We start from the raw sequence: 25,853 nt of genomic DNA on the forward strand, positions 1-25,853 counted from the left end.
ATATTTCGACTTTTTTATAAGCTTTCCTCTATTAATTTGAGAATTTCTTGAAACTTTTCTGGAAAGTTTGACTCGGTCATCTCATACCATTGGATGTCCATCTTATTACGGAACCATGTCAATTGTCGTTTCGCATATCTTCTAGAATTTTGTTTTAAATTCTCGATTGCTACTTCTTTGGTTACTCGACCTTCTATGTATTCGTAAATTTCTTTATACCCAATAGCTTGTACTGACTGACAATTCTTTACCCCACGATCATATAAAGATTGAGCCTCTGAAAACAAGCCTTCATCAATCATCCAATCAACTCTAGTGTTAATACGATCGTATAGCAGGCCTCGCTCCATAGTTAAACCAATTACAACAACTTCATACTGACTTTCGTTTGACTGCTCATTTTGAAAGTCATGTATGGTTTTATTTGTGACATGGTATACTTCAAGAGCCCTAATTACTCTTCGGTAGTTATTTGGATGAATGGTATCATAGCTAATTGGATCAATATTTTTTAATTTCTCGTGTAGTTTTTCTACACCAAACTTATCAACAAAGCTTTCCATTTCCTGACGGTAATCAAGATCACTAGGTACATCAGGAAAATTATAATCATAAAGAACTGAACTTATGTATAGACCAGTTCCACCAACAATCAGTGGAAGTTTCCCTTCAGCATTTATCTTTGAGATTAACGGTTTGACTAGACTTTGAAATTCAGCAACTGAAAAAGGGTCTGTCGGTTCTTTAATATCAATTAGATGATGAACAACATTTTCCATTTCTTCTGGCGTAACCTTTGCAGTACCAATGTTCATTTCTTTGTAGATTTGCATTGAATCGCCACTAATAACTTCACCATGTAATCTCTTGGCTAATTCAATCCCTAATTTTGTTTTTCCTACAGCTGTAGGTCCTACGATAACAACGAGTTTTTCCTTCATTCGATACTCCTCTAACAGTTAAATTTCTATCGAAGCATAATGAAACTGAGAAGTTGTCCGTTTATAGACTTGAAAGTTGAACCGTTGAAAGCGCGAACTCTGCCAATGATCCTTTAGGACAATTCGAGAACGTGCAACTCGCTTTGCTTCTTCAATTGTCTCCTCATCAAGGTCTTGGTATACAGCCAATTTCCTAATCGCGTTTATTCCTTCAGATTCAATTTTCACTTCAAACATTGGATCAAAATAAACGACGTCGTACGCATTGGTCTTTTCATGGCGTAAGTAATCTAAATGATTAGCAGACACCACTTCTATTCGTTGCATCGCTTCATTCATTTCTCGTATGCCACTATCCCAGGTAACTAGACCTTCTCTAACCAAATAAGCCAAATAACGGTTTCCCTCAATCCCAACAACTTTTCCATTATTTCCTACAACCACACTTGATAATATACTATCAGATGCTAGTCCTAAAGTACAATCTAGAACAGACATACCTGAGGTTAATTTAGTGGCTTGCAAGTATGGGTCCCCTTCTCCTTTTAAGATCCGTTTTACTCGAAACATCGCAGAATTCGGGTGAAAAAACAGCGGTTGTTCGTTTTCAAGCTTGTAAATCGAAAGTCGATTAGATCCAGCAACAATAATATCACAATGGTATTGCTGGTGTAGTGTTGAAATAGGCTCTTTATTTCGTTTGATAAGTGGCAAATCAAGATCATTAGCGACAGCTTTTGCTTTGGAAATCATTTTTTCAGTAGGTCGTAGTGACGTTGTAACAATCATATTTCTCCTCTTAATGGTACTACCTTCCACCATTCGCAAGTTTTTGAAAACTTACGGTAAGTTTTTCTAATATTATAGTCTCTTCCATGTCTTCATGCAAATCTACCCTCAATTTTTATAGAAAAAAAATAAAAACTTGCCCGAGCATAGTGGTAACTAGCCAGGCAAGTTTAACATTTACATAATTCGTTTAAACATTTTTTCCATCTCATACGTTGTAAAGTGAATAAAAATCGGTCTCCCATGTGGGCATGTAAATGGGTCTTCACATTTCCTAAGTGTTTCAAGAAGCGAAAACATTTCATCATTCCTAAGAAAACGATTCGCTTTAATCGCCGCTTTACAAGACATAAGTATCGCTGCTTCTTCACGGAGTGAACCTATTGTTACCTTCTTTCCGTTCATCACTTCCTCAACAATATCCTTAATGATTTCCTCTTCAAGACCTTTTGGAAACCAAATGGGATGGGAACGAACGAGAAATGTCTGTTGACCAAATTCTTCCATGAAAATACCTAATGTTTGGAGTACGACTGTATTCTCTTTTAATCTCTCAACTTCTGCACCCGTAAATTCAAATGTCAGGGGGACTAATAAATCTTGTAATTGCTTCATATCCTCGCTAACTTTCTCACGAAAATATTCATACTTGATTCGTTCTTGTGCAGCATGTTGATCAATGATATATAAGCCGTTATCGTTTTGAGCCAAAATGTAGGTGCCGTGCATTTGGCCAATAGGATACAATACAGGTACTCTCTCATCTATAGGAAGCCTCTTATCTTCTTGTGTAGCTAAAGGGAAAGCTGCTTCAGCTGTAAATGTAGCAGTAGCGCTGACGTTTGGCTTTTCCTCTATTGATGTTTTAAAAGTTTCAGATGGTAACATCTCTTCATAATTTTCTTCCTCTAGGGTTTCTCTTAATGTGAAACGTTCCTCTTCGACCTGTTCTTTTTTAAAGAATGTTTTTTCAGGTGCAGACTCATGCTGAAGAGTAAATGGGATTTGCTCTGATTTCTCTTTTTCAAGTTTTGGTTTTTTCACCTCAGGAATTAACTGCACTTGTTTAAATGTTGCTTTTATCGTATCTGTCACAAGTTTAGTTAACTCTTCTTCCTTGCTCAGACGAACTTCTAGTTTCGATGGGTGAACATTCACATCTATTAATGTCGGATCCATTTCAATATGCAAAACAACAACAGGATAGCGACCTATTGGTAATAGCGTATGGTATCCGTCTTGAATGGCTCTCGATAGGGAAAAGTTTTTAATGTAACGATAATTAATAAACGTAGACATATATTGTCTTGATGCTCTTGTTACCTCTGGCTTACATGCGTATCCTGATATCTTAAAATCTAACGAAGAATTCTCAAAATACAACAATTGTTTCGCTATATTCATCCCGTAGATAGCAGCTATTACTTGCTTCAGGTCACCATTCCCATTAGATGAAAACACTTTTTTTCCGTTGTGGTCTAGTCGAAATGAGATTGTTGGATGTGCTAAAGCCAACCGATATACGAAATCTGTAATATTTCCGAGTTCGGTATGGATTGTTTTTAAATACTTCAATCTAGCAGGAGTATTATAAAACAGATGTGTAATCGTAATGTCAGTTCCTTTACGACTTGGTGAAGACCCGTGCTCAATAATCTTACCACCTTCAATCACTACTACCGTTCCTGCGCCAGTACCAGTACAAGTTTTTAATTGTAAGTTAGATACTGAAGCAATACTAGGGAGAGCCTCACCACGAAAACCTAATGTACGTATTCGAAACAAATCTTTATCAGTACGGATTTTACTAGTAGCATGACGATGAAACGCTAGTAAGCAATCTTCCTCGTCCATCCCATCACCATTGTCAACAATCCGTATTTTTTGTAACCCGCCTTCTTCAACTTCAATTAGGATAGAGCTACTATTCGCATCAATTGAATTTTCCACTAGTTCTTTAACAATTGAAGCAGGTCTTTCAACAACTTCTCCCGCTGCAATTTTATTTGATAAATATTCATCTAATTTTACAATTTTGCCCATGGGCCTCACTCTTTCTATTTACGAAACTACATACTACTTTTATTTCAATTTTTTTTGTAGCTCATTCAGCTTTTGAATTGCTTCAATTGGTGTAATGTTGAGTATATCTAGCTTCTTTAGAGAAGTTAGTACTTTTTTCTCATCATCATCTAAGCTTGGTTTCGGTTGCTTTTTTGGTGCTTCACTTTGATCCATAAATAAGGATAGTTGTACTGGTCCGTCTACTTCTTTCACTTGTGAAATGACAGGTTGATTTTCTAATGATGCAAGAATTGTTTTCGCTCTTGAAATTACTTTTTCGGGTAACTCGGCCAGTTCAGCAACGTAAATTCCATAACTTTTGTCCGCTTGTCCATCAACAACCTTGTGTAAAAATACGACTTTTCCGTTTTCTTCAACAGCACTTACATGAACATTTTTCAACGCAGAGAGCTCTTGATCAAGAACTGTTAATTCATGGTAATGTGTGGAAAACAATGTTTTTGCACCGACTTCCTCATGAATATACTCAATAATCGCTTGAGCCAAAGCCATTCCATCATAAGTTGACGTTCCTCTACCAATCTCATCTAATAATATCAAACTATTTGTCGTTGCTTTAGAAATCGCATTTTTTGTTTCTAACATTTCAACCATAAAGGTACTTTGACCACTAGCAAGGTCATCAGCAGCTCCTATTCTCGTAAACACCTGATCAAATATAGGTATCCTTACTTTAGTTGCTGGTACGTAGCAACCAATTTGCCCCATAATCGCAATTAAGGCTAGTTGACGCATATAGGTACTTTTACCAGCCATATTTGGACCGGTAATTAATAATATTTCTCTTTCTTGATGCATTTGCACGTCGTTTGGTACATATTCCCCTGAGGCAAGTACCTTTTCTACGACAGGATGTCTACCATCTATGATAGATATTTCCCGATCTTCATTAAACTCGGGCTTCGTGTATTGGTTATCCTCACTAACGTAAGCAAAGCTCTGAAGTACATCTATTTCACTAAGCTTCTTCGCGACATATTGCAGTTTCGTGATGTAATACTTAACTTGTTCGCGAATTTGGATAAATAACTCATATTCAAGCTGTTCAATTTTTTCTTCAGCTTCTAAAATAAGTGCCTCTTTTTCCTTAAGTTCAGGTGTAATAAAGCGCTCTGCGTTAGATAGTGTTTGTTTCCTTTCATAACGCCCTTCCGCGAGATTTGCTAAGTTTGCCCTGGTCACCTCAATATAGTAACCAAACACCTTGTTATAGCCTATTTTTAACGACTTAATCCCGGTTGCCTGTTTTTCCTTTTGTTCAAGTTCAGCAATCCAACTTTTACCGTTCCTACTAGCATCTCGGTATTGATCAAGCTGGGAATGATACCCGTCAAGGATAATTCCACCTTCTTTAATTGAGATCGGTGGATCTTCTTTTAACGAGTTTTGTAAAAGGACAAATAAATCTTCACATAAATCTATGTCTTTGACCAAGTCGTGACCGTAATTATTGTTCATCTGTTGAACAATAGAAACAATCACCGGAATTTGTTGTAGTGATCGTTTTAACTGTATAAGTTCCCGGGCATTTACGTTACCATAGGCAACCTTACCAGCTAAACGCTCTAAATCATATACTTCTTTAAGGCTTTCACGCAATTCTTCACGTTGAAAAAACTCTTCAATAAGCGTTTCAACCATACTAAGACGCTTCTCAATATGTTCTTTTACAATAAGCGGGCGTTCGAGCCATTGTTTTAGAAGTCTACCACCCATAGCAGTAACCGTTTTATCAAGTAGCCAAAGAAGAGAGCCTTTCTTTTTTTTGTCACGTAATGTTTCTACTAGCTCTAAATTACGTTTTGAATGCAGATCTATTCTCATAAAATCTGTAGGTGTGTAGTAAACAACAGGCTGCAAATGATCCAATGAACGTTTTTGGGTTCGAACTAGATACGAGCTTAGCCGACCGTAGGTTTGCAACAATTTCTGTTGAGCTAGTCCTTCACATAGTGGCAATAGGGCTTCTGGGAGCTGATCACTTTCTTCGTAGGAATGTGTAACGTTAATTTGTTGTAAAAGCTGTCTAATTTTTTCCTCACTATGATTTGGTGCCAGTATAATTTCTTTTGCTCCAGAAGTAGCAATTTCATTAATTACCTCTTGCCAACTTCCCTGAATAATTGTTACAAAACTCTCTCCCGTAGTTAAATCAGTAAGAGCAAATCCATATGTTTCATCGTGAAAATCACTAACAGAAGCGATAAAGTTATTCTCTTTCTCTTGAATAATCTTCCCTTCCATCACCGTTCCAGGAGTTATTAATTTAACGACCTCTCGTCTAACTACTCCTTTTGCCTGTTTCGGGTCTTCAGTTTGCTCACAAAGGGCCACCTTATATCCCTTTTCAATTAATTGTTGTATATATTGTTCAGCGGCATGATAGGGAACTCCACACATAGGAATTCGTTCACTATCTACACCAGTTCCGCGACTCGTTAGTGTTATTTCAAGTTCTTGAGCTGCTAATTTAGCATCATCAAAGAACATTTCATAGAAATCTCCTAAACGAAAAAATAAAAAGGCATCTTTGTAATGTGCCTTTATCGTTAAGTATTGTTTTATCATAGGCGTATGTTCTGCCATTGATTGTTCCTCCATGTCTTTGTCATTCAACGTTACTAGTATACCATATTCATAGAGAAATTCTCGAGTAATTCAAAGTTTTTTCAAATAGTCGACGAAGCTTAAAAAAAGTTTTTTGTCTTCCTCTTCTACGAAATACTCTTGATGATCAAACACCCATTGATCAATTGAATCTCTTTGGATTTGCTTATGATAATAACCTAATAAGTAGTCTTTATCAAAGAATGGAACCTCTAGTCTCGACACATTTTCTAATAGATGCTCTACCCACAATAATAGAGGTAAACTGTTGGGAATATGTTGAAACCATGTGGGCAGTACCCTATATTCAAAGCCATTATAGTCATTCTTCCTTACTGATCCTAATCTTCCATAATTGTTTCTTCGTCGATATGAAGGATTTTTTTCTACGATAGATAATGGAATTGCGACGAATTGGTCCAACACTCTGACATGTTTAAATGTAAAAGGGATATTTCCAAAATGCAAATGGCCACCAAGAAAAAAGCGTCCAGTTGGGTTTGGTTCAGTAATTGTTGTTAATTGATAATTATCTATCTCATCGATAAGTTGAGTAAATAAAGCGAGTAAATTTCTATGTAGATTGTTCATATCACTCGCAGGTTTTGGTCTAATTTCAATAATCGGATGATACACTTTGCTTTGGTATAGAGCAATCGCTTGATCAAAGCCAAATTGATAACCCTTTAACATCTCACCATTCATGTATCGACCTGTTTTCTCACTTTTAAGCATGAGTTCTAGATCGGCACCAAATGAAAGTTGTTGCGCATGTCTATAGGTTTTTAGTTCTTTCGATAATAATTCTCTTTCTCTTGCCGTCAATTGGTCAACTGAGATTGGTCTTACCTCAACAACACGTATTTCTCTATTGCTATTCCGTTGAACAACACACTCACCTAGAATAGTATTCGTTAAATAGAGGCATTGAAGAGCAAATTCTCGTAGCTCTCTTTCAAAGTAGAAGAACTCATCTACATCAACCCATGTAGTGTTTGTATGAACCAACATCGGTGAAACAGAAGCGACCCGTTTTATTGATAGTGGGATAAAATGAAAGGCTCGAACCTTAAGCTGGGATTTATTTTTTTCTTTAGCACTCACACTCCTGATGCCATGTTCGCTAAGTTTTGTAATTGGCAGTTGGTCTTTGTTCGGTTGAAATCTTTGATTGAAGGATTGAATTTCCTCTTTTAGACTTTCCATTATGTATAGCCCTCCTTTTAAATCTCTACGAAGGTATAAAAAATAGGAAGAAGTAAACTTCTTCCTACCAAATCTATTCTTCTAGTTCTCCTGCTAAGAAATTAGGATCTAAATCCTCAAATTCTTCATCCTCTACATCATAATCCCAAGTCTTAGCATCTAAATCATCACTAATTCCATCTGGATTTACATATACACAAACCTTAGTTTCACCAATGACTTCTACTAAAAATTCACGTTCTACTTGAACGATCACACTCGTGCCATTTGGTGCAATTGTCGCTTCAAGAGTATTTGGCTGTTGAATTGCTCTTGCAATGACTTCTAAATCGTCAGACAAGACGTTTTTGTCTTGTAGAGTAAGTGGAACGACATCTGTATAAGTAACTGTTTCAGTAGCAACTTCTGTTTTTGTGTTGTTACTATAAGAATACCAATTATTAATATCATAGCTTCCACGAACTTCAATGCAGTCCCCTTTTTTCTCAGCTTCATACTTGTGATTGATAATCCAACAACCTAAAATACTTGACGGTTTATGGGTAGGACGTATCGTATGACTAGCCTGTGAGAACTTTCTTCCTTTTCCACAAACGGCTTTTGTTATAATCTCTCTGTAATTTAATTCTTTTTCTAGTGACATTTGTTTTTACCCTCCTCAAACAATTGGTTGTTCTCCGCGGAACTTCTACATCCTAAAAGTTCCTCCCAAACAGTCCTCACTCTCATCCTATGCAAGACAAATGACTATTGTGCTAACAATTTGGGATAAAGTTAGAAAAACTTAATTTAGCCTAAAGCTTAGGCTCACAAAGTGTTCCTTTCTTTTAAATTCGAAAAACGTTCTATTACTTTCCTATTACATTGATATTAAAGCATATGTGAAAACATTCTTAGTTGTGCTAATTTCATTACCTTTTTCATTCATATATATGGTAGTTTTATTCACTTCATGATAAATACTTTCTAACTATTTTTAATACGGTACGTGAAATATTAGAGAATATAAAAAAACTAGCGCATTACTTATATAAAGTAATGCACTAGTTTTGATTTTTAGTGATTGTGGTCCCCACAACCGTTATTTGTTCCTCAGCTCTTTTTTGTTGTTGTTCCTTTTAAAACATCGCCACCAGTTGACTTAATAATCTCATCTGTTACTGTATTAGAAATTGTCGTTGCTACTAATTGCAGTAAACCATTAACTTCCATTTGAGATTGTTTAAACTCTTTTACCAATGGGATTTCATCTAACTCATCTTGAAGAGCATCTATCTTAACCTCAGCCTTTTTTAAAGCTTCTGCTTTTGCATAGTGCTCTAAATTTACAGCTTCTTTTTGGGCAAGTTTAATTTGGCTGATTAACTGTTGAATTTTTGGATTTTCATTAACTTGAAGTTCCGCTTGTTTAAAAAATTCTACTTCCTCTGTTTCAGCGATCATTTTTGCAATTTCTTGTGCTTTTTCTACGATTTCATCTTTTGTGAATGTTTTTGTCATTATGCTTACACCTCTACTTTTTCAACTACTTGACCATTTAGTGACCATGTTTTTGCTTCTGTTATTTTAACATGAACTATCTCTCCAATAATAGACTTAGGAGCAACAAAATTTACAAGTTTGTTTGTTCTAGTTCTACCAGAAAGAACATCAGGGTTTTTCTTACTTTCACCTTCGACAAGAACCTCAACAATGGTGCCTTCAAGTTGTTTATTTCTTATTGCAGAATATTCATTAACTACAGCATTTAAACGTTGAAGACGATCACGTTTGACCTCTAGTGGAACATTATCTTCCATTTTTGCAGCAGGAGTACCTTCCCTAGGTGAATAGATATACGTATAGGCACTATCAAACTCCATTTCTTTTACAAGGTTTAACGTATCTTCGAACTGCTCTTCTGTTTCGTTAGGGAAGCCAACAATAATATCAGTTGTCAGAGTTGCATTTGGAATACGCTCTTTTATTTTATTTGCTAATTCAATATACTGTTCTCTCGTGTATTTTCTAGCCATTAACTTTAAGATCTCAGTATTCCCACTTTGAACTGGTAAATGAATATGTTCAACTAAATTTCCACCTTTAGCTATTACATCAATTAAATAATCATCAAAATCACGAGGATGACTCGTTGTAAAGCGCACACGCGGAATATCAATTTTACGGATATCATCCATTAGATGACCTAAACCGTACTCCATATCATCAAAGTCTTTCCCATAGGCATTTACATTTTGCCCTAGTAACGTAATTTCTTTATAACCAAGACGGGCTAGTTCCCGAACTTCGGAAATAATATCTTCTGGAAGACGGCTTCTCTCTTTTCCTCGTGTATAAGGCACAATACAGTACGTACAGAACTTGTCACAGCCATACATAATGTTTACCCACCCTTGTAATTGACCGCGACGAGCCCGAGGCATATTCTCAATAATATCTCCTTCTTTAGACCATACCTCAACAACCATTTCTTTGCTATAAATAGCATCTTTTAATAAATGAGGCAGACGGTGAATATTATGAGTACCAAAGATTAAATCGACATGCTGATGCTTTTGAAGAATTCGATTTACTACTGATTCTTCTTGAGACATACAACCACAAACACCGATGACTAGTTCAGGCTTTTCAATTTTTAGCGGTTTTAAATGCCCTACCTCACCAAACACTTTATTTTCAGCATTTTCACGAATTGCACATGTATTTAAAAGAATGACATCAGCCTCTTCTGTGATTGCAGTAGGCTCAAATCCCATTTCCAACAAAATTCCTGCCATATTTTCTGAGTCATGTTCATTCATTTGGCAGCCATATGTGCGGATAAGAAACTTTTTTCCTGCTCCTAAATTACGCATTTCTTGTGGAATATCAAAATTATAATGGATTTCTATATCTTCTTTACCTCGACGTTTTGCTTCTTTCAAGCTCGGTTGCGTAAATGTCGTTTGAAAATATTGTCCATAATCTTTTTTCTGATCGGATTTTTTGTCCGCAGACGAAAGATCAATGTTAATCATCATTTCTTTTTTTTGTTGTTCGTTCATATGAATATCTCCTTTTCTATAAAATATATACGTACCAACTTTCTAGTATATAGAGTTTTTAAAAGAAACTCAATAGATGACAAGAATGTAGAATTTAGAAATACAAAATACAATTCTAAAATGAAAAAAGGCTGACTAATGTCAGCCTTGCTTTTACATAAATTCAGTTAATAATTTATCAAATGTTTCTTTTTCTAATGTAAGCTCTTCATTTACAAGAGGCGTTTCTTTAAAGCCTGGAACTAATTGCTCATAAGAAGGTTTTTCTTTGTTTTGATAGATCAAGCCAGTTACTAGACCATTATGCTCCATTAATGTGTTCACGGCTTGTGCTCGATTTGTCGGATCATATCCTTCAATTGAGTCTAATTTCACAATATTCTCTTTAAACCATTCATAAGTATTTACTTTGTTGAATGTAACACATGGGCTAAATACATTTATGAATGAAAAACCTTTATGGTTAATCCCTTGTTCAATAATTGAAGTTAATTCTTTTAAATCACTTGAAAAGCTTTGAGCAACAAAGCCTGCACCAGCTGAAATTGCTAGCTCCATAATACCAATGGCAGATTCAATTGAACCTGATGGTGTACTTTTTGTTTTAAAGCCCATCTCACTACGAGGTGATGTTTGACCTTTTGTTAAACCATATATTTGATTATCCATTACGATATAAGTGACATCTATATTTCTTCTAATGGCATGAACAGTGTGCCCCATTCCAATTGCAAATCCATCTCCATCTCCACCAGAAGCGATAACAGTTAGTTCACGGTTGGCCATTTTGACCCCTTGAGCAATCGGAAGGGCACGACCGTGAATCCCATGAAACCCATAAGAGTTAATATATCCAGAAATACGACCTGAACATCCAATACCAGAAACTACTGCAAGGTTTTCTGGTGTTAATCCAACATTAGCGGCAGCTCTTTGGATGGCAGCTTGTACTGAGAAGTCACCACATCCTGGACACCAGTTTGGTTTAATATTATTTCGGAAGTCTTTAAATGTAGCCATTTATAACAACTCCTTGCATTGATTATAAATTTCTGATGGTAAGAATGGATTACCGTCATACTTCAGAACATTTTCTAATTTCGTAGTACCAACATTCATTTTAATGATGTTAGCAAGTTGTCCAGTCGCGTTATTTTCAACAACAACAACTTTTTTTGCACGGTCTATTAAAGGTTTAAGCTCATCCGTTGGGAATGGATGTAACAAACGTACTTGCGCATGGTTAACTTTTAATCCGTCTTTATCAAAGCGTGGTAACACTTCTTCAATTGTTCCTCTAGTAGAGTTGAAGCCAATAACTAAGAGGTCAGCTTCTTCGTGAGGTGCATTAGTGAAGATCGGATTTAAGAAGTTCTCGTGCAAGTTTGATAGTTTACCAAGACGTTTATTCATTTGGTTAATTCGGTTTGTTGGATCTTCAGAAGGTTTTCCTTGTTCGTTATGCTCTACTCCGGTTACATGGTGAATACCATGTTTCATACCAGGAACAACACGTGGTGAAATACCATCTTCAGTTACTTCATAACGCTTGAAGTATTCGCCACCTAGATCTGGAAGCTCTGCATTTAAGTCAAGCTTTCCACGACGAATTTGAATGCGGCTATGATCTAACGGCTCCACCGTTTGTTTTCCTAGAGATAAGGCTAAATCTGTAAGGATAATAACTGGACATTGATATTCCTCTGCAATATTGAAGGCTTCAGCACTATCATAGAATGCTTCTTCTACAGTACTTGGTGCAATAACAACTTTAGGAATTTCACCATGGGTTCCATAAATCATTGCCATTAAATCTGATTGTTCCTGTTTTGTTGGTAAACCTGTACTTGGACCGCCACGTTGGGTATCAACAATAACTAGAGGAGTTTCTGTAATTCCAGCTAAACCAATAGCCTCCATCATTAATGATAAACCAGGACCTGCAGATGCTGTTAATGTACGGACCCCAGCATAGTTGGCACCGATGGCCATCGTACAAGCAGCGATTTCGTCTTCTGTTTGAATAACAGTTCCACCAAACTCAGGTAACTTCTTCGTTAAGTATTCCATAATCTCTGAGGCAGGAGTAATCGGGTATGCAGGCATAAATCTCGCTCCACCTGCTAGAGCTCCTAAAGCGATGGCGTCGTTTCCAATCATAAACATACGTTTCTTACCATCTGCTTTTTCAAGTTCAAATGACTGAATTTGTCCGCCAGCAGCCTCAAGTATATATTCAGCACCACGTTTAATAGCTTCCATGTTTTTTTCAACAACAGAACTACCTTTACGTGCGAAAATTTCTTCTACTACTTCATGGTAATCATTAGGAGCTAACCCTAAAACTGCACTAGACGCACCGACTGCTACCATGTTTTTCATTAGTGATGTCCCTAGTTCGCTTGCAATATCTGTAAAAGGAACAGCATACAATGTTCCTTTTGATCCTTCAGGAAGCTTAGGGCCAAATTTAGTATCGGCAATGACAACACCGCCGTCGCTTAATTCATGAATGTTGACATCGATTGTTTCTTGATCGAAGGCAACTAATATATCTAAATCATCAGAAATCGAGTTGATTGCTTTCGTACTTACACGTATTTTGTTATTTGTATGTCCACCTTTAATTCGAGAAGAAAAATGACGGTAGCCATAAAGATAATAACCCAATCTATTAAGTGCTATAGCAAATATTTCTCCGGTACTTTCGATACCTTCCCCTTGTTGTCCTCCAACTTTCCACGAAAGTTGTTTGATCATGTTCTCCACCCCTTTTTGTAAATGACAAAGTCTAATGTCACTATTACATTGTAAATCTAAAATAAAAGATGTGACAAATTTGTTAATAGTTCGAATGAATACAATGATAGACCTAAAATATCGAAAAATCAAGCAATAAATTCAGTAAAATTCAATCGGAAATGACCCCTTTTTCCTTTTTTCTCTCTTTTGGAAAACAGAGTAAAATCTTAAAATTAAATTGCGCATAGAATATGTATACGAATTAAAAAGTAATGATAATTCGTTCCAATAATACTAGACTATCATTACAAGACTTAAGTCTTCCACCAATTGAATTGGGAAGCGTTTACATATTGTCATTTTTTCAAAAAAAGTATGCACGATTTTTCTTTTCAAACTATCGTTAATATTTGTCATATTTTAGATTTCACCATTATTGTATAAAATCTTGCTGAAAAAAAACAGAACTATTTTTATTTTTAAGTAATAATTTACCTAGACTAATCTTTCTACAGCAAAAATCCTGTATGTCCTAAGAACAAACAGGATTTCCACTACCAAGATAGCCAAAACTATCTAGGTTCAATAATTAATTTTATAGCTGTTCTTTCTTCCCCATCAATTTTTATGTCCGTAAAAGCCGGAATACAAATTAAATCAATCCCACTTGGAGCTACAAAACCTCTAGCAATTGCAATTGCTTTAACCGATTGGTTTAATGCACCAGCACCAATGGCTTGAATTTCTGCAGCACCTCGTTCACGAATTACACCAGCAAGGGCACCAGCTACTGAATTTGGGTTAGATTTTGCTGAAACTTTTAATACTTCCATTTCCTTGAACCTCCTTAATGTGAAACTTTGTTTTACCATTAGTAGAATGATAAGCTCTTTTTAGTTCATATATGTGCTCTTGAAAATATGCCTTGTTTTGTATATATTCAAAAACTGTTATGATATTCCACATTAAGTGAAGATTTATTAAGAAAAGCGTAAGGCATAAGTGCCGTACGCTTCATCTTTTATTCGAAGACTCTTTCTATGCTGCTTAATTTGTAAAACAACAACCTATTCAGAATAGCCTAATCAAAAAATGGATGATCTTCATTAATCATAATCGGGAAAATAGATTTTGCAGCACCTGTCTTAGGGTCAACATCAATAATTACTCCGTTTAATTGCTCTCTACCCTGGGCTACTTCAAATCTTACAGGTAAGCTCGTTAAAAATTTATTAAGTACAGCACTCCGTTCCATTCCTAAGATCCCATCGTACGGTCCAGTCATTCCAACATCAGTCATGTATGCCGTCTTCCCAGGTAAAATACGATGATCTGCGGTTTGAACATGTGTATGTGTACCTATCACTGCTGTAACTTTACCGTCTAAATACCAGCCCATCGCTTGTTTCTCACTCGTAGCTTCTGCATGAAAATCAACAAAAATGATTGGTGTTCTTTTTTTAATTTTTGCAATTAATTCATCAGCCTTTTTAAAAGGACAATCTAACGGTGGTAAAAATGTTCTACCTTGGATATTAATGATCCCGATTTCCAACTGATTTACCTTGATGATAATAAAACCGCTACCTGGTACTCCTTCAGGAAAATTTGCGGGTCTTACAAGATTAGGACAATGATCAATAACTTCAATTAGTTCTCGTTGATCCCACGTATGATTTCCTAGCGTTACCGCCTGAACTCCCAAATCAAGGATTTGTTTATAGATCTTCTCAGTAATCCCTTTCCCTGATGCAGAGTTCTCTCCATTAACAATTGTTACTGTTGGTTTAAACTTACTTTTAAGTTTTGGGATGTAGGTTGCTAACATTTCTCTTCCGGGAGAACCTACTACATCTCCAATAAACATTATTCTCATCTTTTCGCACCTCATTGTTTTTCTTATGTATATTCAGTTAAAACTAGCAACTAACTCTTAAGATAGTTTGCCCACAGGTAAGTCAATTCTTCAATGAATGTAAAAGTCGCTGAAAAGATATCGCAACTTCTATAATCATTGAAGACATGCTTGTTTAGTAGAAAAAAATAAAGTGGCAAATGCCACTTTATTTTGCATACTCAACTGCTCTAGTTTCACGAATAACTGTTACCTTAATGTGACCAGGGTAGTCAAGCTCTTCTTCAATTTTCTTCGTGATGTCTCTTGCTAAGCGATAAGCTTCACTATCATCGATCATTTCAGGTTTTACCATGATACGAACTTCACGACCCGCTTGGATCGCATACGTTTTCTCAACACCGTCAAATGACTCAGATATTTCTTCTAGCTTTTCTAGACGACGAATATACGTCTCAAGAGTCTCACGTCTAGCTCCTGGGCGAGCCGCTGATAACGCATCTGCAGCTGCAACAAGGGATGCAATAATAGATGTTGCTTCTGTATCACCATGGTGAGAAGCAATACTATTAATGACAACTGGATGTTCCTTATACTTAGTTGCCAGTTCAACACCGATTTCAACGTGACTTCCTTCAACTTCATGGTCAATCGCTTTTCCAATGTCGTGAAGAAGCCCTGCTCTTTTTGCCAGTTGAATATCTTCTCCTAATTCAGCAGCCATAATACCTGCTAATTGAGCAACCTCAATTGAGTGCTTAAGGACATTTTGTCCATAGCTTGTTCTAAACTTAAGTCGACCTAATATCTTAATAAGATCCGGATGCAACCCATGAATTCCGATTTCGAAAGTCGTTTGCTCACCGTAATCTCTAATCATTTCATCAACTTCGCGTCTAGATTTATCAACCATTTCCTCAATACGAGCAGGATGAATTCTTCCATCCTGAACTAACTTCTCAAGAGCAGTACGAGCTATTTCTCTTCTAATTGGGTCAAATCCAGATAAAATAACTGCTTCAGGTGTATCATCAATAATAAGATCAATACCAGTTAACGTTTCTAAGGCACGAATGTTACGACCTTCTCGTCCAATAATTCTTCCTTTCATTTCATCGTTTGGAAGAGTTACAACAGAGACTGTAGTCTCGGCTACGTGGTCTGCTGAACAGCGTTGAATCGCAAGTGACACGATTTCTTTTGCTTTCTTATCAGCTTCTTCTTTCGCCCTAGTAACTAATTCTTTAACCATTAATGCTGTTTCGTGAGTTAACTCGTCTTTCACGTCTTTCATAATGATTTCTCTAGCTTCTTCTCTAGTAAACCCAGAAATACGTTCAAGCTCAGCTTGCTGCTTTTGTAAGAGTTCCTCCACTTTGCTATTCATCTCTTCAATATGTCGTTGTTTTTTGGTGAGAGATTCCTCTCGTTTTTCTAATGATTCCTCTTTTTTATCTAAGGTTTCACTTTTGCGATCAAGGACCTCTTCTTTTTGAACCAAACGATTCTCTTGTTTTTGAATCTCATTTCTTCGTTCACGAACATCACGCTCTGCATCCTGACGTAATTTATGAATTTCATCTTTCCCCTCAAGGACAGCTTCCTTCTTTAGTCGATCTGCTTCACGCTTACTTTCTTCAATAATTTGATTCGCTGCATGTTCTGCACTAGAAATCTTCGCTTCTGCAATGGATTTTCGAACAAGATATCCAACAACTGCACTAATTGCTGACAAGACTAGCAAAATGAAGATGAACACGTAGATGTTAATTTCCATACTTTCACCTCCCCTTGCTATCTAATTGTTGGTTTTTCATCAGTACATTATTTCATTTCGTATTAGGTGTGCACATCCAGCACAGGTTACTTTTCTTATAAACATAAAAAAAATAGCCAATAGTAAATGCGGGTATTCTACATAATTGTATAATTGCATACTGTTATTGTCAAGCTTTGTCAATATAACTTGGTTCTAAACCTAAGAAACCAAAAAAACTTACATAAACTTGTACAAAAAAGAATGACCGTTAAATTCACACCGAGCGAATTCAAAGGTCATTCTTAAACCGTCTTATTTTAAATCTAACGGTAAGTCAGCAAATTCATCCTCTGTTGGAAGATCAACTTTAATCTCCCCATTAAGTCCATAGTGTTCACGGATTTTAAGTTCAATTGCATCAGTAATGTCAGGGTTTTCCTTCAAAAATTGCTTTGCATTTTCACGACCTTGACCTAAGCGCTCCTCATTATACGAGTACCACGCACCACTTTTAAGAACAATATCTAAGTCAGAACCAATATCTATGAGCGAACCTTCACGGGAAATACCTTCTCCATACATGATATCTACTTCTGCTTGCTTAAATGGTGGAGCAACCTTGTTCTTTACAACCTTAATTTTTGTCTTGTTACCAACCATATCGTTACCTTGCTTTAACACTTCTGCACGACGTACCTCTAAACGAACAGAAGAATAGAATTTAAGTGCGCGACCACCTGGTGTTGTTTCAGGATTCCCGAACATAACTCCAACTTTTTCACGAATTTGGTTAATAAAGATTGCGATGGTTTTGGATTTATTGATAGCCCCTGAAAGCTTTCTTAATGCCTGTGACATTAAACGAGCTTGAAGACCAATGTGGCTATCTCCCATTTCTCCTTCAATCTCAGCTTTTGGAACAAGAGCAGCTACAGAGTCAATTACAAGAATATCAACTGCACCACTACGTACTAATGCTTCAGCAATTTCTAACGCTTGTTCACCAGTATCTGGTTGCGAAAGAAGTAACTCGTCAATATTTACCCCTAAGTTTTTAGCATAAATTGGATCAAGTGCGTGCTCAGCATCAATAAATGCTGCTTGTCCACCTTTACGTTGTACTTCAGCAATCGCATGAAGCGCAACTGTTGTTTTACCAGAAGATTCTGGTCCGTAAATTTCAATAATTCTTCCTTTTGGATATCCCCCTACGCCTAAAGCAATATCTACAGCTAATGAACCACTTGATATTGTAGAAACTCTTTGTTCAGCTTGTTCCCCAAGTTTCATGATCGAACCTTTTCCAAACTGTTTTTCAATCTGGCGTAACGCCATCTCTAATGCTGCTTTACGATCTCCCATTGTTTCATCTCTCCTTATTTATATATGTAACTTTACTAGTGTTTAATTTTTCATTGATGTAAAATCCCATATCAATATCATAACTTGTTTTTTGAGATTTGCCAATAGTTTTTCCGAACATTTATTCGTCTTTTTTCTGGAAATGAAAAAGAGACTAGTTCCCTTATAGCATAGTGCAAATTGAAGAGAAAAGACAAATTATTTGTCTCCAATTGCACCTACCATACTATGGAAGCTAGCCTCTAATTACTTAGGCAGTTAAACCTTCTTTTCTCGTTTCGGTCTTGGTTTTGCTGGTTCTAAATTGACACGAGCCCCATTTAATCTTGAATAGCGTAATGCTTCATAAAGGAAAGGTGCACTGTCTTCTGGAACTTCGATAAATGTAAAGTTTTCAAAGATATCAATTCGACCAATTGACTTAGCTGGAATTCCCACTAGTTCTGAAACCTCATCAATGACAATTTTAGGTGTTAGTTGGACATTCCTACCAACATTGATAAAGAAACGAACCATTCCTTTAGCGGCACCCGTATCACCAAAGTTATAGCTGTCGTCTTCAACAGTAAATTCACGGTGGAAGGCAATTTTCATTAAGGCAGCAGTTATTTTTTCTGGTGGATAGTCACTAAGCAATTCGTTTACTACCGAATCAAAAAGTGTCAGTTCTTCACCTTCTTCTATTATTGAAACAATTTGTTGCTTCCAAGACTCTTGCTGCTTTTCAACAACATCCTCTATTGTCGGAATTTCTTGAGACGGAATGGACATTTTTATCTCGGACTCAATGGAACGTAAATGCTTCATTTCTCTTGGCGTTACAAGGGTTAATGCTAATCCTTTTCTTCCAGCGCGACCTGTACGTCCAATTCTATGAACATAACTCTCCGGGTCTTGTGGAATATCATAATTAATTACATGTGTAACGTTGTCAACGTCAATCCCTCTAGCTGCTACATCTGTTGCAATTAAAAATTCGATTGTAGAGTCGCGGAATTTCTTCATAACACTGTCACGTTGCATTTGCGTTAAATCTCCATGAAGACCATCAGCCATATACCCTCTTGCTTGAAGGGCTTCAGTCAGTTCTGCAACACCTTTTTTGGTACGGCAAAATAAAATTCCTAAATCAATTTCTTCACTATCAATAATACGGCATAACGAATCTAACTTATTTTTTTCTAATACTTTAAAGTATACCTGGTCGATGGAAGGAGCTGTTACTTCACCTTTATTTATTGAAACAACTTTTGGCTGCTTCATATATTTACGAGATAGCTTCATAATTTCCTGTGGCATCGTTGCTGAGAAAAGAAGCGTTTGTCGCTCTGAGCTTACCTCTTTTAAAATGGATTCAATGTCCTCAACAAATCCCATGTCTAACATTTCATCAGCTTCATCTAAAACAACCGTATGAACCTTGTCTAATTTCAATGTTTTTCTTCTCAGATGATCCAAAACACGTCCAGGTGTTCCGATAATGACATGAACACCTTGCTTCAAGGCACGAATTTGATGACCTATTGACTGGCCACCGTAAATTGGTAGCGTACGTGTACGCTTAAATTTTGATAGTTTTTGCAATTCGCCCGCGACTTGAATCGCTAACTCACGTGTAGGAGTTAAAATAATTGATTGGACATATGGTGCATTAGATACTTTATCGAGAAGAGGAATTCCAAATGCGGCTGTTTTTCCAGTTCCTGTTTGCGCTTGCCCTATAACATCTCCACCTTCAAGAATAACAGGGATCACTTTTTCTTGTATTGGTGACGGAGCTTCAAAGCCCATCTCTTTTATTGCTTTTTTTATTTCATTTGAAATTTGAAAATCATCAAAGTACATTTTTTTTGCCACCTTTTTGTAATTGTTTCAACAGACAATACAAGCCATACTTTACTGAGCGGCTTTGTATTTGTTCCCTTGTACCAGCAAGGTTGATTGGATAACTAATTGTCTCTTCGCCAAGTTTTGCAACTGCGATAAAAACAGTCCCAACCTCTTTGTCTTCTATTTTGGTTGGACCAGCTACCCCAGTAAAACTTATTCCAAAATCGGCTTTTAAAAGAGACCTTACGTTTTCAGCGAGATACTTGGCACATTGTTCACTTACTGCGCCGAACTGTTCAATCACTTCATTTGGCACTTCGAGGAGAGACTGTTTTACATCATTACTGTAGCAGGTTACTCCACCTTTAAAAATACTCGAAACACCAGGATGAGCTGTAATTTCACTCGAAAATAACCCACCAGTAATACTCTCAGCTGCAGCAACACTTAAACTTTGGTCATTAAGCATAGTGATTAGTTCTTTCGTTAATGAAGTATCATCATAGCCGTAGAAATAAGCCCCTACTCTTGCTAAAATTAAGTTTTCTAATTCATCTAGTAATTGTAACCCTACTGCTTTACTCTGATGTTTAACCGTTAGACGTATGGTCACTTCCCCATCCTTTGCTAAAGGTGCAATGGTTGGATTGGTTTGGGCTTCTATTAAATCTAGAAGTTCTGTTTCAAGCTGCGACTCACCTATTCCATAAAAATTTAAAACTCTTGAGATGATTTGTGTTGATTCTTCAAGATTGGAAAAAAGATACGGAAGTCCATATGTCGTAAACATCGGTTGCATTTCTTTTGGAGGTCCAGGTAAAAGCAAATAATGGATACCACTATCAAGAAAAGCCATACCTGGAGCCATTCCTTGGTCATTAGGCAGAATATGAGATCCTTCTATGACCAACGCTTGTTTACGGTTGTTCTCAGTCATCACACGGTTTCTCCGTTGAAAATATGACTCGATACTTCTTTCTGCCTCTTTATCAATCACAAGAGAACGCCCGACTAACTTGGCGAGAGTTTCTTTTGTAAGATCGTCTTTCGTAGGACCAAGTCCACCAGTAAAAATAATTAAATCCGATCTTTTTTTCGCATGCTCCACTGCATCTACTAGACGGACGCTGTTATCGCCAACAACCGTATGGTAATAAACATTCACGCCGATATTGGCCAGTTGCTTTGAAATAAATTGAGCATTTGTATTTGTAATTTGCCCAAGTAAAAGCTCTGATCCTATAGCAATAATCTCTGCATTCACAAGTACTACCTCCTGTTACTTTGATTTCAGGACAATGTGCTTATTTTTCACAAAGTAATCCCATCCTGAAACAATCGTTAAAATGGTTGCAATCCATACAGTAATTGTCGCAAAAGGAATACCAACAATTTCAAAAGGCATATTGTGAAGCATTAAGGCAGAAACAGCAATAATTTGAAATACTGTTTTCCATTTCCCTAAATTACTAGCAGCAATCACTTGTCCATCGGCTGCAGCAACAAGACGGATTCCTGTTACGGCAAATTCCCTACTGATGATCAGAATGGCAATCCAAGCTGGTAATAACATTAGTTCCACTAGAGATATTAATGCAGCAGTCATTAATAGTTTATCAGCCAATGGATCGATAAACTTCCCAAAATTCGTTACTAAGTTATACTTTCTAGCGTAATAGCCATCTAGCCAATCTGTACTAGCGGCGAGTATAAAAAGTAAAGCCCCTACTAAATGCGATACTGGTAAATGATGACCTGCAATAGTTAAAATTCCTAAATCAATTGGAGCTAGTAAAAAAATCATAAATAGGGGAATGAGAATAATTCTAGACATTGTAATTTTATTCGGTATGTTCACAAATACCCTCCCTATAATTGAAGTACAAACGCCAAACTCCATTTGCTACTGGCCCCCTCTTGAGAGGGACACTCTCAATAATAGCCAATAATAAACGAGGAAAAAAAGTTCTACTTGAGCTAGGCGTTTGCACGATCAGTTTTTTTGTAGATTATGTAGTTATCTCATGTTAACAAATTGTACCGGAAAATCTAAATCTAATTCCTTTATTAATTGTATCACCGCTTGTAGATCGTCGATACTTTTTGCAGTTACTCTCACTTGATCACCTTGAATTTGTACTTTTACTTTTAGCTTTGAGTCTCGAATGGCAACAGTTATTTTTTTTGCACGTTCAGAGCTAATTCCAGCCACCAAGGAGATAACTTGTCTAACCGTACCACCAGATGCCTTTTCAATTTTGCCGAATTCCATCACCTTTTGCGATAAGCCTCTTTTAATAAATTTCATTTGAAGAATATCAATGACACTTTCCAATTTATAATCATCGTCAGAAATAATTGTAATTTGTTCATCACCTGTACGTTCAATCGAACTTTTAGAGCCCTTAAAGTCGTACCTAGTACCAATTTCCTTAACAGCCTGAACAATTGCATTATCGACTTCTTGCATATTTACTTCTGAAACAATGTCAAAAGAATGCTCTTTTGCCATAATCATCATCCTTTCATTAAACATAAGTATAATTTTAACACATTCATTAACCGATGTGTAATTTCAGCATTGTATAGTTTTAATATCTTATTGAGATTAGGTTGATACCATAAAAAGAGCCATCTTAGTGATGACTCAATTTACGTACGTAACCTTTATTGCTCGACACCTTTTTGAAAATGGAATGTAACTTTTTGATGGACAATATCTTGAGGGAACTCAAATGGTTCATCATTAATAAAAAGTTGAACGTTATTTGAGGCTCCGAAGTTAAATTGAATTGTTTCCTCTTCTGTAAAATCGAAAGTTAATGTTTTTCCACCATCTACGTTGGAAGCATGAAATGTTTTGCCTTTACGATTATCAATCCCAATGTAACTTTTTCCTTGCAATTCAATTTTAAAAGCGAATTCACTAGCGTTAAAGATTTCATAAATTGTTTCATTACCTCTCGTTTCTAAAACCACTAATTCTTGTTCCGGTACTTCTTCTTCAATAACCTCTTCCACTTCTTCTTCTTCAGTCTCTTCAACTACTTCGGTTTCAGGAACAAGAGCCGTATTGTCCCGCCCTCCTTCAACCGGAGATGCTAGTTGATCCTTGGGAATTCCCTCGTCTACTGCAGAATTATCTTGAAGAAAATACCAAACTCCTACAAATATTGAGATTATAAAAACAACTGCTACAACTGAAGGAAGCAATGCTAAAAACCTTCGAGATTTTTTTGTACCAGTCGCCCTCCTACTCTGTACTCTTGGAGGAATGTCTGCAACCTTTTTATTTGAGGCAGGGAGTTCATTTGCATGCTCTTCAAGTATCATTTCTGGATCCATACCTACTGCTTCTGCATAACTTCTCACAAAGGCCCGTACATAAAACTGCCCTGGAAGCATCTCCAATTTTCCTTCTTCAATCGCCTGTAAGTAGCGTTTTTGAATTTTTGTTATGTTTTGAAGCTCATCTAAAGAAAGTTTCCTTTCTTCCCTTGCTGTTTTAAGTCGAAGTCCTAATTCTGACAATGCTAACACCTACCAACTTTAACTAATATCAAATGAAGAAAAACCTGGGTCTATAACTTCATAAGTGATTATTTCATCATGATTATTTCTTAACTCTATTATGTAATCAAAATCATCTAACGTATACTCCGTTTCTCTAACAAAAATATCAGGGTGTTCAATTACCTTTGTGGAACTTAATCTCATGATATCATTTACGAGCATCCGATGTTTTTCGGTAGCACGCATTGTTGTAACAATGCCGTCAATTATATAAATATTATTATCGGTTAATTCATCATCTGCTAACTGGCTACGAACTGTTTGCCTTAGTAATGTTGAGGAAATAAATGACCATCGCTTATTCGCACATACACTAGCAGCTACAATCGACTCTGTTTTCCCAACCCTTGGCATTCCTCTAATTCCAATTAGTTTATGACCGTCTTTCTTAAACAGTTCTGCCATGAAATCAACAAGAATACCTAGTTCATCTCGGACAAAACGGAAAACCTTTTTCTCATCACTATCTCGTTCAATAAAATGACCATGCCTTACCGCTAATCGGTCCCGAAGCTTCGGCTCTCTAATTTTTGTAACTGAAATATTATCCATGGTGCTTAAAATCATTGTTAGTCGTTGGATTTGTTCATCATCTTCACTACGAATTAACATCCCACGCCTCATATGATCAACACCATTAATTGTAACAATATTTATTGAAAGCATACCAAGAAGTGACGCAATGTCACCTAACAATCCAGGACGATTTTTATGAATTTGGTATTCTAAATACCATTCTTTCACAGACATATTTCAACCCCTTCTAACATAATTATGTTAGTCTTATTGAATGTTATTTACCTAGTTTTTCTAACAAAATTCCTCTTTTTTCTATCATAATTCATTTTTTTTGTGAATGAAAGTGATTTATAGAATAATTATGATACAAAATTATTATTTCACTCTATTGTGTATAGTTATCGAAAAAAACAGGTGTTGCCTAAGCAACACCCAAAAGCTTTATTACATACCTTGATTGTTATTTTTAACCAACTTAACCATCATATTTGCAATTGCATGTTGTTCCTCTTCAGAAGCAACATTCCATAGGTCTCTTAACACACGCTCTTGTTCGTTTTTAGGATCAACCTGTTGTGCTAAGTACTCCCCAACCTGGTAAGCTACGTCGTTAACTACTTGTTGGTTCATACCTTCTTGTTCAGCTTGCTGTAAACGGTCGCCTAAAAAACCTTTCCATTGTTCCCAATTATCTAATACAGACATTGTTGTCCCTCCTTGTAATGTACTTCGAAGTTATTTTGTCAAAACTAAGACTAAAATATACGAAGGAACAACAATTTCACCTTTTGTTCAAAAATTAGTTTAACAATACCAAGCACCGTTTATATTAATGATTTGTCCATTAATATAAGATGCTTTTTCGGAAATCAAGAACGTAACAAGGTCCGCAACTTCTTCTGGTTTACCTAATCGGCCCATTGGAATGTCCTCGCAAAGAGACGCTATTTCATCCTTGTCAAATTGAGACATCATTGATGTTGTGATTGCTCCTGGAGCTACGCCATTAACATTTATGCCACTAGGAGCAACTTCCTTAGCCAAAGCTTTAACAAATGTATTTAGACCACCTTTGACCGTGGAATACAACACTTCACAAGAAGCACCTGTTACTCCCCAAATCGATGATATAACCGCAATTTTCCCTGTCTTCTTTTGGATCATTGTAGGAAGAAATGCCTTCGTTAATAATAATGGGCTCGTCAGATGGAGTTGAATCATTTCATCAACTTTTGAATCAGTCATATCCGTTAGTAATCCAAAGAAGCTCGCACCACTATTTAATATTAGGACATCTATCGGGTGAAGAACTTGATTGACAATGTCTGCTACACCCGATTTGTGCGAAAGATCTGCTTGAATTTTCCAAGTAGTTGAATGTCCAAATTCTTCCCTTAGTTGATCAATACTATCTTCATTTTTATGGTAATGTAAGTATAACCCATATCCTTCTTTTGCTAATGCTGTTGCTATTTCGCGACCAATTCCCCCACTTGCTCCTGTAATTAATGCATATTTCACAATTTCTCCTCAACCTTTAC

The 25,853-nt window shown here is 36.5% G+C and carries 22 protein-coding genes; all 22 read right to left on the minus strand.

Features of this window, described 5'->3' with window-relative positions; genetic code table 11:
* Positions 1 to 14: 14 nt before the first annotated feature.
* On the minus strand, positions 15 to 941 hold the full coding sequence (gene miaA / locus DS745_RS16270; RefSeq protein ID WP_129079290.1) for a tRNA (adenosine(37)-N6)-dimethylallyltransferase MiaA: 927 nt from the start codon (positions 939 to 941) through the stop codon (positions 15 to 17).
* An 18-nt stretch (positions 942 to 959) separates the two neighbouring features.
* On the minus strand, positions 960 to 1,730 hold the full coding sequence (locus tag DS745_RS16275; RefSeq protein ID WP_129079291.1) for a class I SAM-dependent methyltransferase: 771 nt from the start codon (positions 1,728 to 1,730) through the stop codon (positions 960 to 962).
* 177 nt (positions 1,731 to 1,907) lie between these two features.
* Positions 1,908 to 3,773, minus strand: coding sequence for a DNA mismatch repair endonuclease MutL (gene mutL, locus DS745_RS16280; RefSeq protein WP_129079292.1), 1,866 nt, complete (start codon positions 3,771 to 3,773; stop codon positions 1,908 to 1,910).
* A gap of 39 nt (positions 3,774 to 3,812) precedes the next feature.
* Positions 3,813 to 6,401, minus strand: a complete 2,589-nt coding sequence (gene mutS / locus DS745_RS16285) for a DNA mismatch repair protein MutS (protein ID WP_129079293.1) — start codon at positions 6,399 to 6,401, stop codon at positions 3,813 to 3,815.
* Positions 6,402 to 6,473: 72 nt separating this feature from the next.
* On the minus strand, positions 6,474 to 7,628 hold the full coding sequence (locus tag DS745_RS16290) for a putative amidoligase domain-containing protein (protein ID WP_129079294.1): 1,155 nt from the start codon (positions 7,626 to 7,628) through the stop codon (positions 6,474 to 6,476).
* Positions 7,629 to 7,701: 73 nt separating this feature from the next.
* Positions 7,702 to 8,271 carry an outer spore coat protein CotE gene (locus DS745_RS16295; protein WP_129079295.1) on the minus strand — a complete coding sequence of 190 codons (570 nt, stop codon included), beginning with the start codon at positions 8,269 to 8,271 and terminating at the stop codon, positions 7,702 to 7,704.
* 449 nt (positions 8,272 to 8,720) lie between these two features.
* Complete coding sequence (locus tag DS745_RS16300; protein ID WP_129079296.1) at positions 8,721 to 9,128, minus strand: YlbF/YmcA family competence regulator; 408 nt, start codon at positions 9,126 to 9,128, stop codon at positions 8,721 to 8,723.
* A gap of 5 nt (positions 9,129 to 9,133) precedes the next feature.
* Positions 9,134 to 10,672 (minus strand): tRNA (N6-isopentenyl adenosine(37)-C2)-methylthiotransferase MiaB, encoded by a 1,539-nt coding sequence (gene miaB / locus DS745_RS16305; protein WP_129079297.1) that lies wholly within the window; start codon positions 10,670 to 10,672, stop codon positions 9,134 to 9,136.
* Between the two features lie 153 nt (positions 10,673 to 10,825).
* Entirely contained in the window at positions 10,826 to 11,692 is an 867-nt protein-coding gene (locus DS745_RS16310; RefSeq protein WP_129079298.1) for a 2-oxoacid:ferredoxin oxidoreductase subunit beta, read from the minus strand.
* Positions 11,693 to 13,432: a 2-oxoacid:acceptor oxidoreductase subunit alpha gene (locus DS745_RS16315; protein ID WP_129079299.1), complete on the minus strand. Its 1,740-nt coding sequence runs from the start codon at positions 13,430 to 13,432 to the stop codon at positions 11,693 to 11,695.
* Between the two features lie 554 nt (positions 13,433 to 13,986).
* On the minus strand, positions 13,987 to 14,247 hold the full coding sequence (locus tag DS745_RS16320) for a stage V sporulation protein S (RefSeq protein WP_129079300.1): 261 nt from the start codon (positions 14,245 to 14,247) through the stop codon (positions 13,987 to 13,989).
* A 248-nt stretch (positions 14,248 to 14,495) separates the two neighbouring features.
* Positions 14,496 to 15,290 (minus strand): TIGR00282 family metallophosphoesterase, encoded by a 795-nt coding sequence (locus DS745_RS16325; RefSeq protein ID WP_129079301.1) that lies wholly within the window; start codon positions 15,288 to 15,290, stop codon positions 14,496 to 14,498.
* Between the two features lie 187 nt (positions 15,291 to 15,477).
* Entirely contained in the window at positions 15,478 to 17,046 is a 1,569-nt protein-coding gene (gene rny, locus DS745_RS16330; protein ID WP_129079302.1) for a ribonuclease Y, read from the minus strand.
* 294 nt (positions 17,047 to 17,340) lie between these two features.
* The gene (gene recA / locus DS745_RS16335) at positions 17,341 to 18,390 is read right to left on the minus strand and encodes a recombinase RecA (protein ID WP_129079303.1); all 1,050 of its coding nucleotides are present in this window, start codon (positions 18,388 to 18,390) and stop codon (positions 17,341 to 17,343) included.
* A 258-nt stretch (positions 18,391 to 18,648) separates the two neighbouring features.
* On the minus strand, positions 18,649 to 20,235 hold the full coding sequence (locus tag DS745_RS16340; RefSeq protein WP_129079304.1) for a DEAD/DEAH box helicase: 1,587 nt from the start codon (positions 20,233 to 20,235) through the stop codon (positions 18,649 to 18,651).
* On the minus strand, positions 20,225 to 21,484 hold the full coding sequence (locus tag DS745_RS16345; protein ID WP_129079305.1) for a competence/damage-inducible protein A: 1,260 nt from the start codon (positions 21,482 to 21,484) through the stop codon (positions 20,225 to 20,227). Before DS745_RS16345 ends, DS745_RS16340 begins: the two co-directional genes overlap by 11 nt.
* 15 nt (positions 21,485 to 21,499) lie before the next feature.
* On the minus strand, positions 21,500 to 22,078 hold the full coding sequence (gene pgsA, locus DS745_RS16350; RefSeq protein WP_129079306.1) for a CDP-diacylglycerol--glycerol-3-phosphate 3-phosphatidyltransferase: 579 nt from the start codon (positions 22,076 to 22,078) through the stop codon (positions 21,500 to 21,502).
* Positions 22,079 to 22,237: 159 nt separating this feature from the next.
* Positions 22,238 to 22,732: a YajQ family cyclic di-GMP-binding protein gene (locus tag DS745_RS16355; RefSeq protein WP_129079307.1), complete on the minus strand. Its 495-nt coding sequence runs from the start codon at positions 22,730 to 22,732 to the stop codon at positions 22,238 to 22,240.
* A 155-nt stretch (positions 22,733 to 22,887) separates the two neighbouring features.
* Positions 22,888 to 23,751, minus strand: a complete 864-nt coding sequence (locus tag DS745_RS16360; protein ID WP_161568291.1) for a helix-turn-helix domain-containing protein — start codon at positions 23,749 to 23,751, stop codon at positions 22,888 to 22,890.
* Positions 23,752 to 23,769: 18 nt separating this feature from the next.
* Entirely contained in the window at positions 23,770 to 24,543 is a 774-nt protein-coding gene (locus DS745_RS16365; protein WP_129079309.1) for a DUF3388 domain-containing protein, read from the minus strand.
* Positions 24,544 to 24,756: 213 nt separating this feature from the next.
* A complete protein-coding gene (locus DS745_RS16370; protein WP_129079310.1) occupies positions 24,757 to 25,017 on the minus strand; it encodes a DUF3243 domain-containing protein in 261 nt (86 codons plus the stop codon).
* Between the two features lie 99 nt (positions 25,018 to 25,116).
* A complete protein-coding gene (ymfI, locus tag DS745_RS16375; protein WP_129079311.1) occupies positions 25,117 to 25,833 on the minus strand; it encodes an elongation factor P 5-aminopentanone reductase in 717 nt (238 codons plus the stop codon).
* Between the last annotated feature and the right edge of the window lie 20 nt (positions 25,834 to 25,853).

It is taken from the genome of Anaerobacillus alkaliphilus (genome assembly GCF_004116265.1).
GTDB lineage: Bacteria > Bacillota > Bacilli > Bacillales > Anaerobacillaceae > Anaerobacillus > Anaerobacillus alkaliphilus.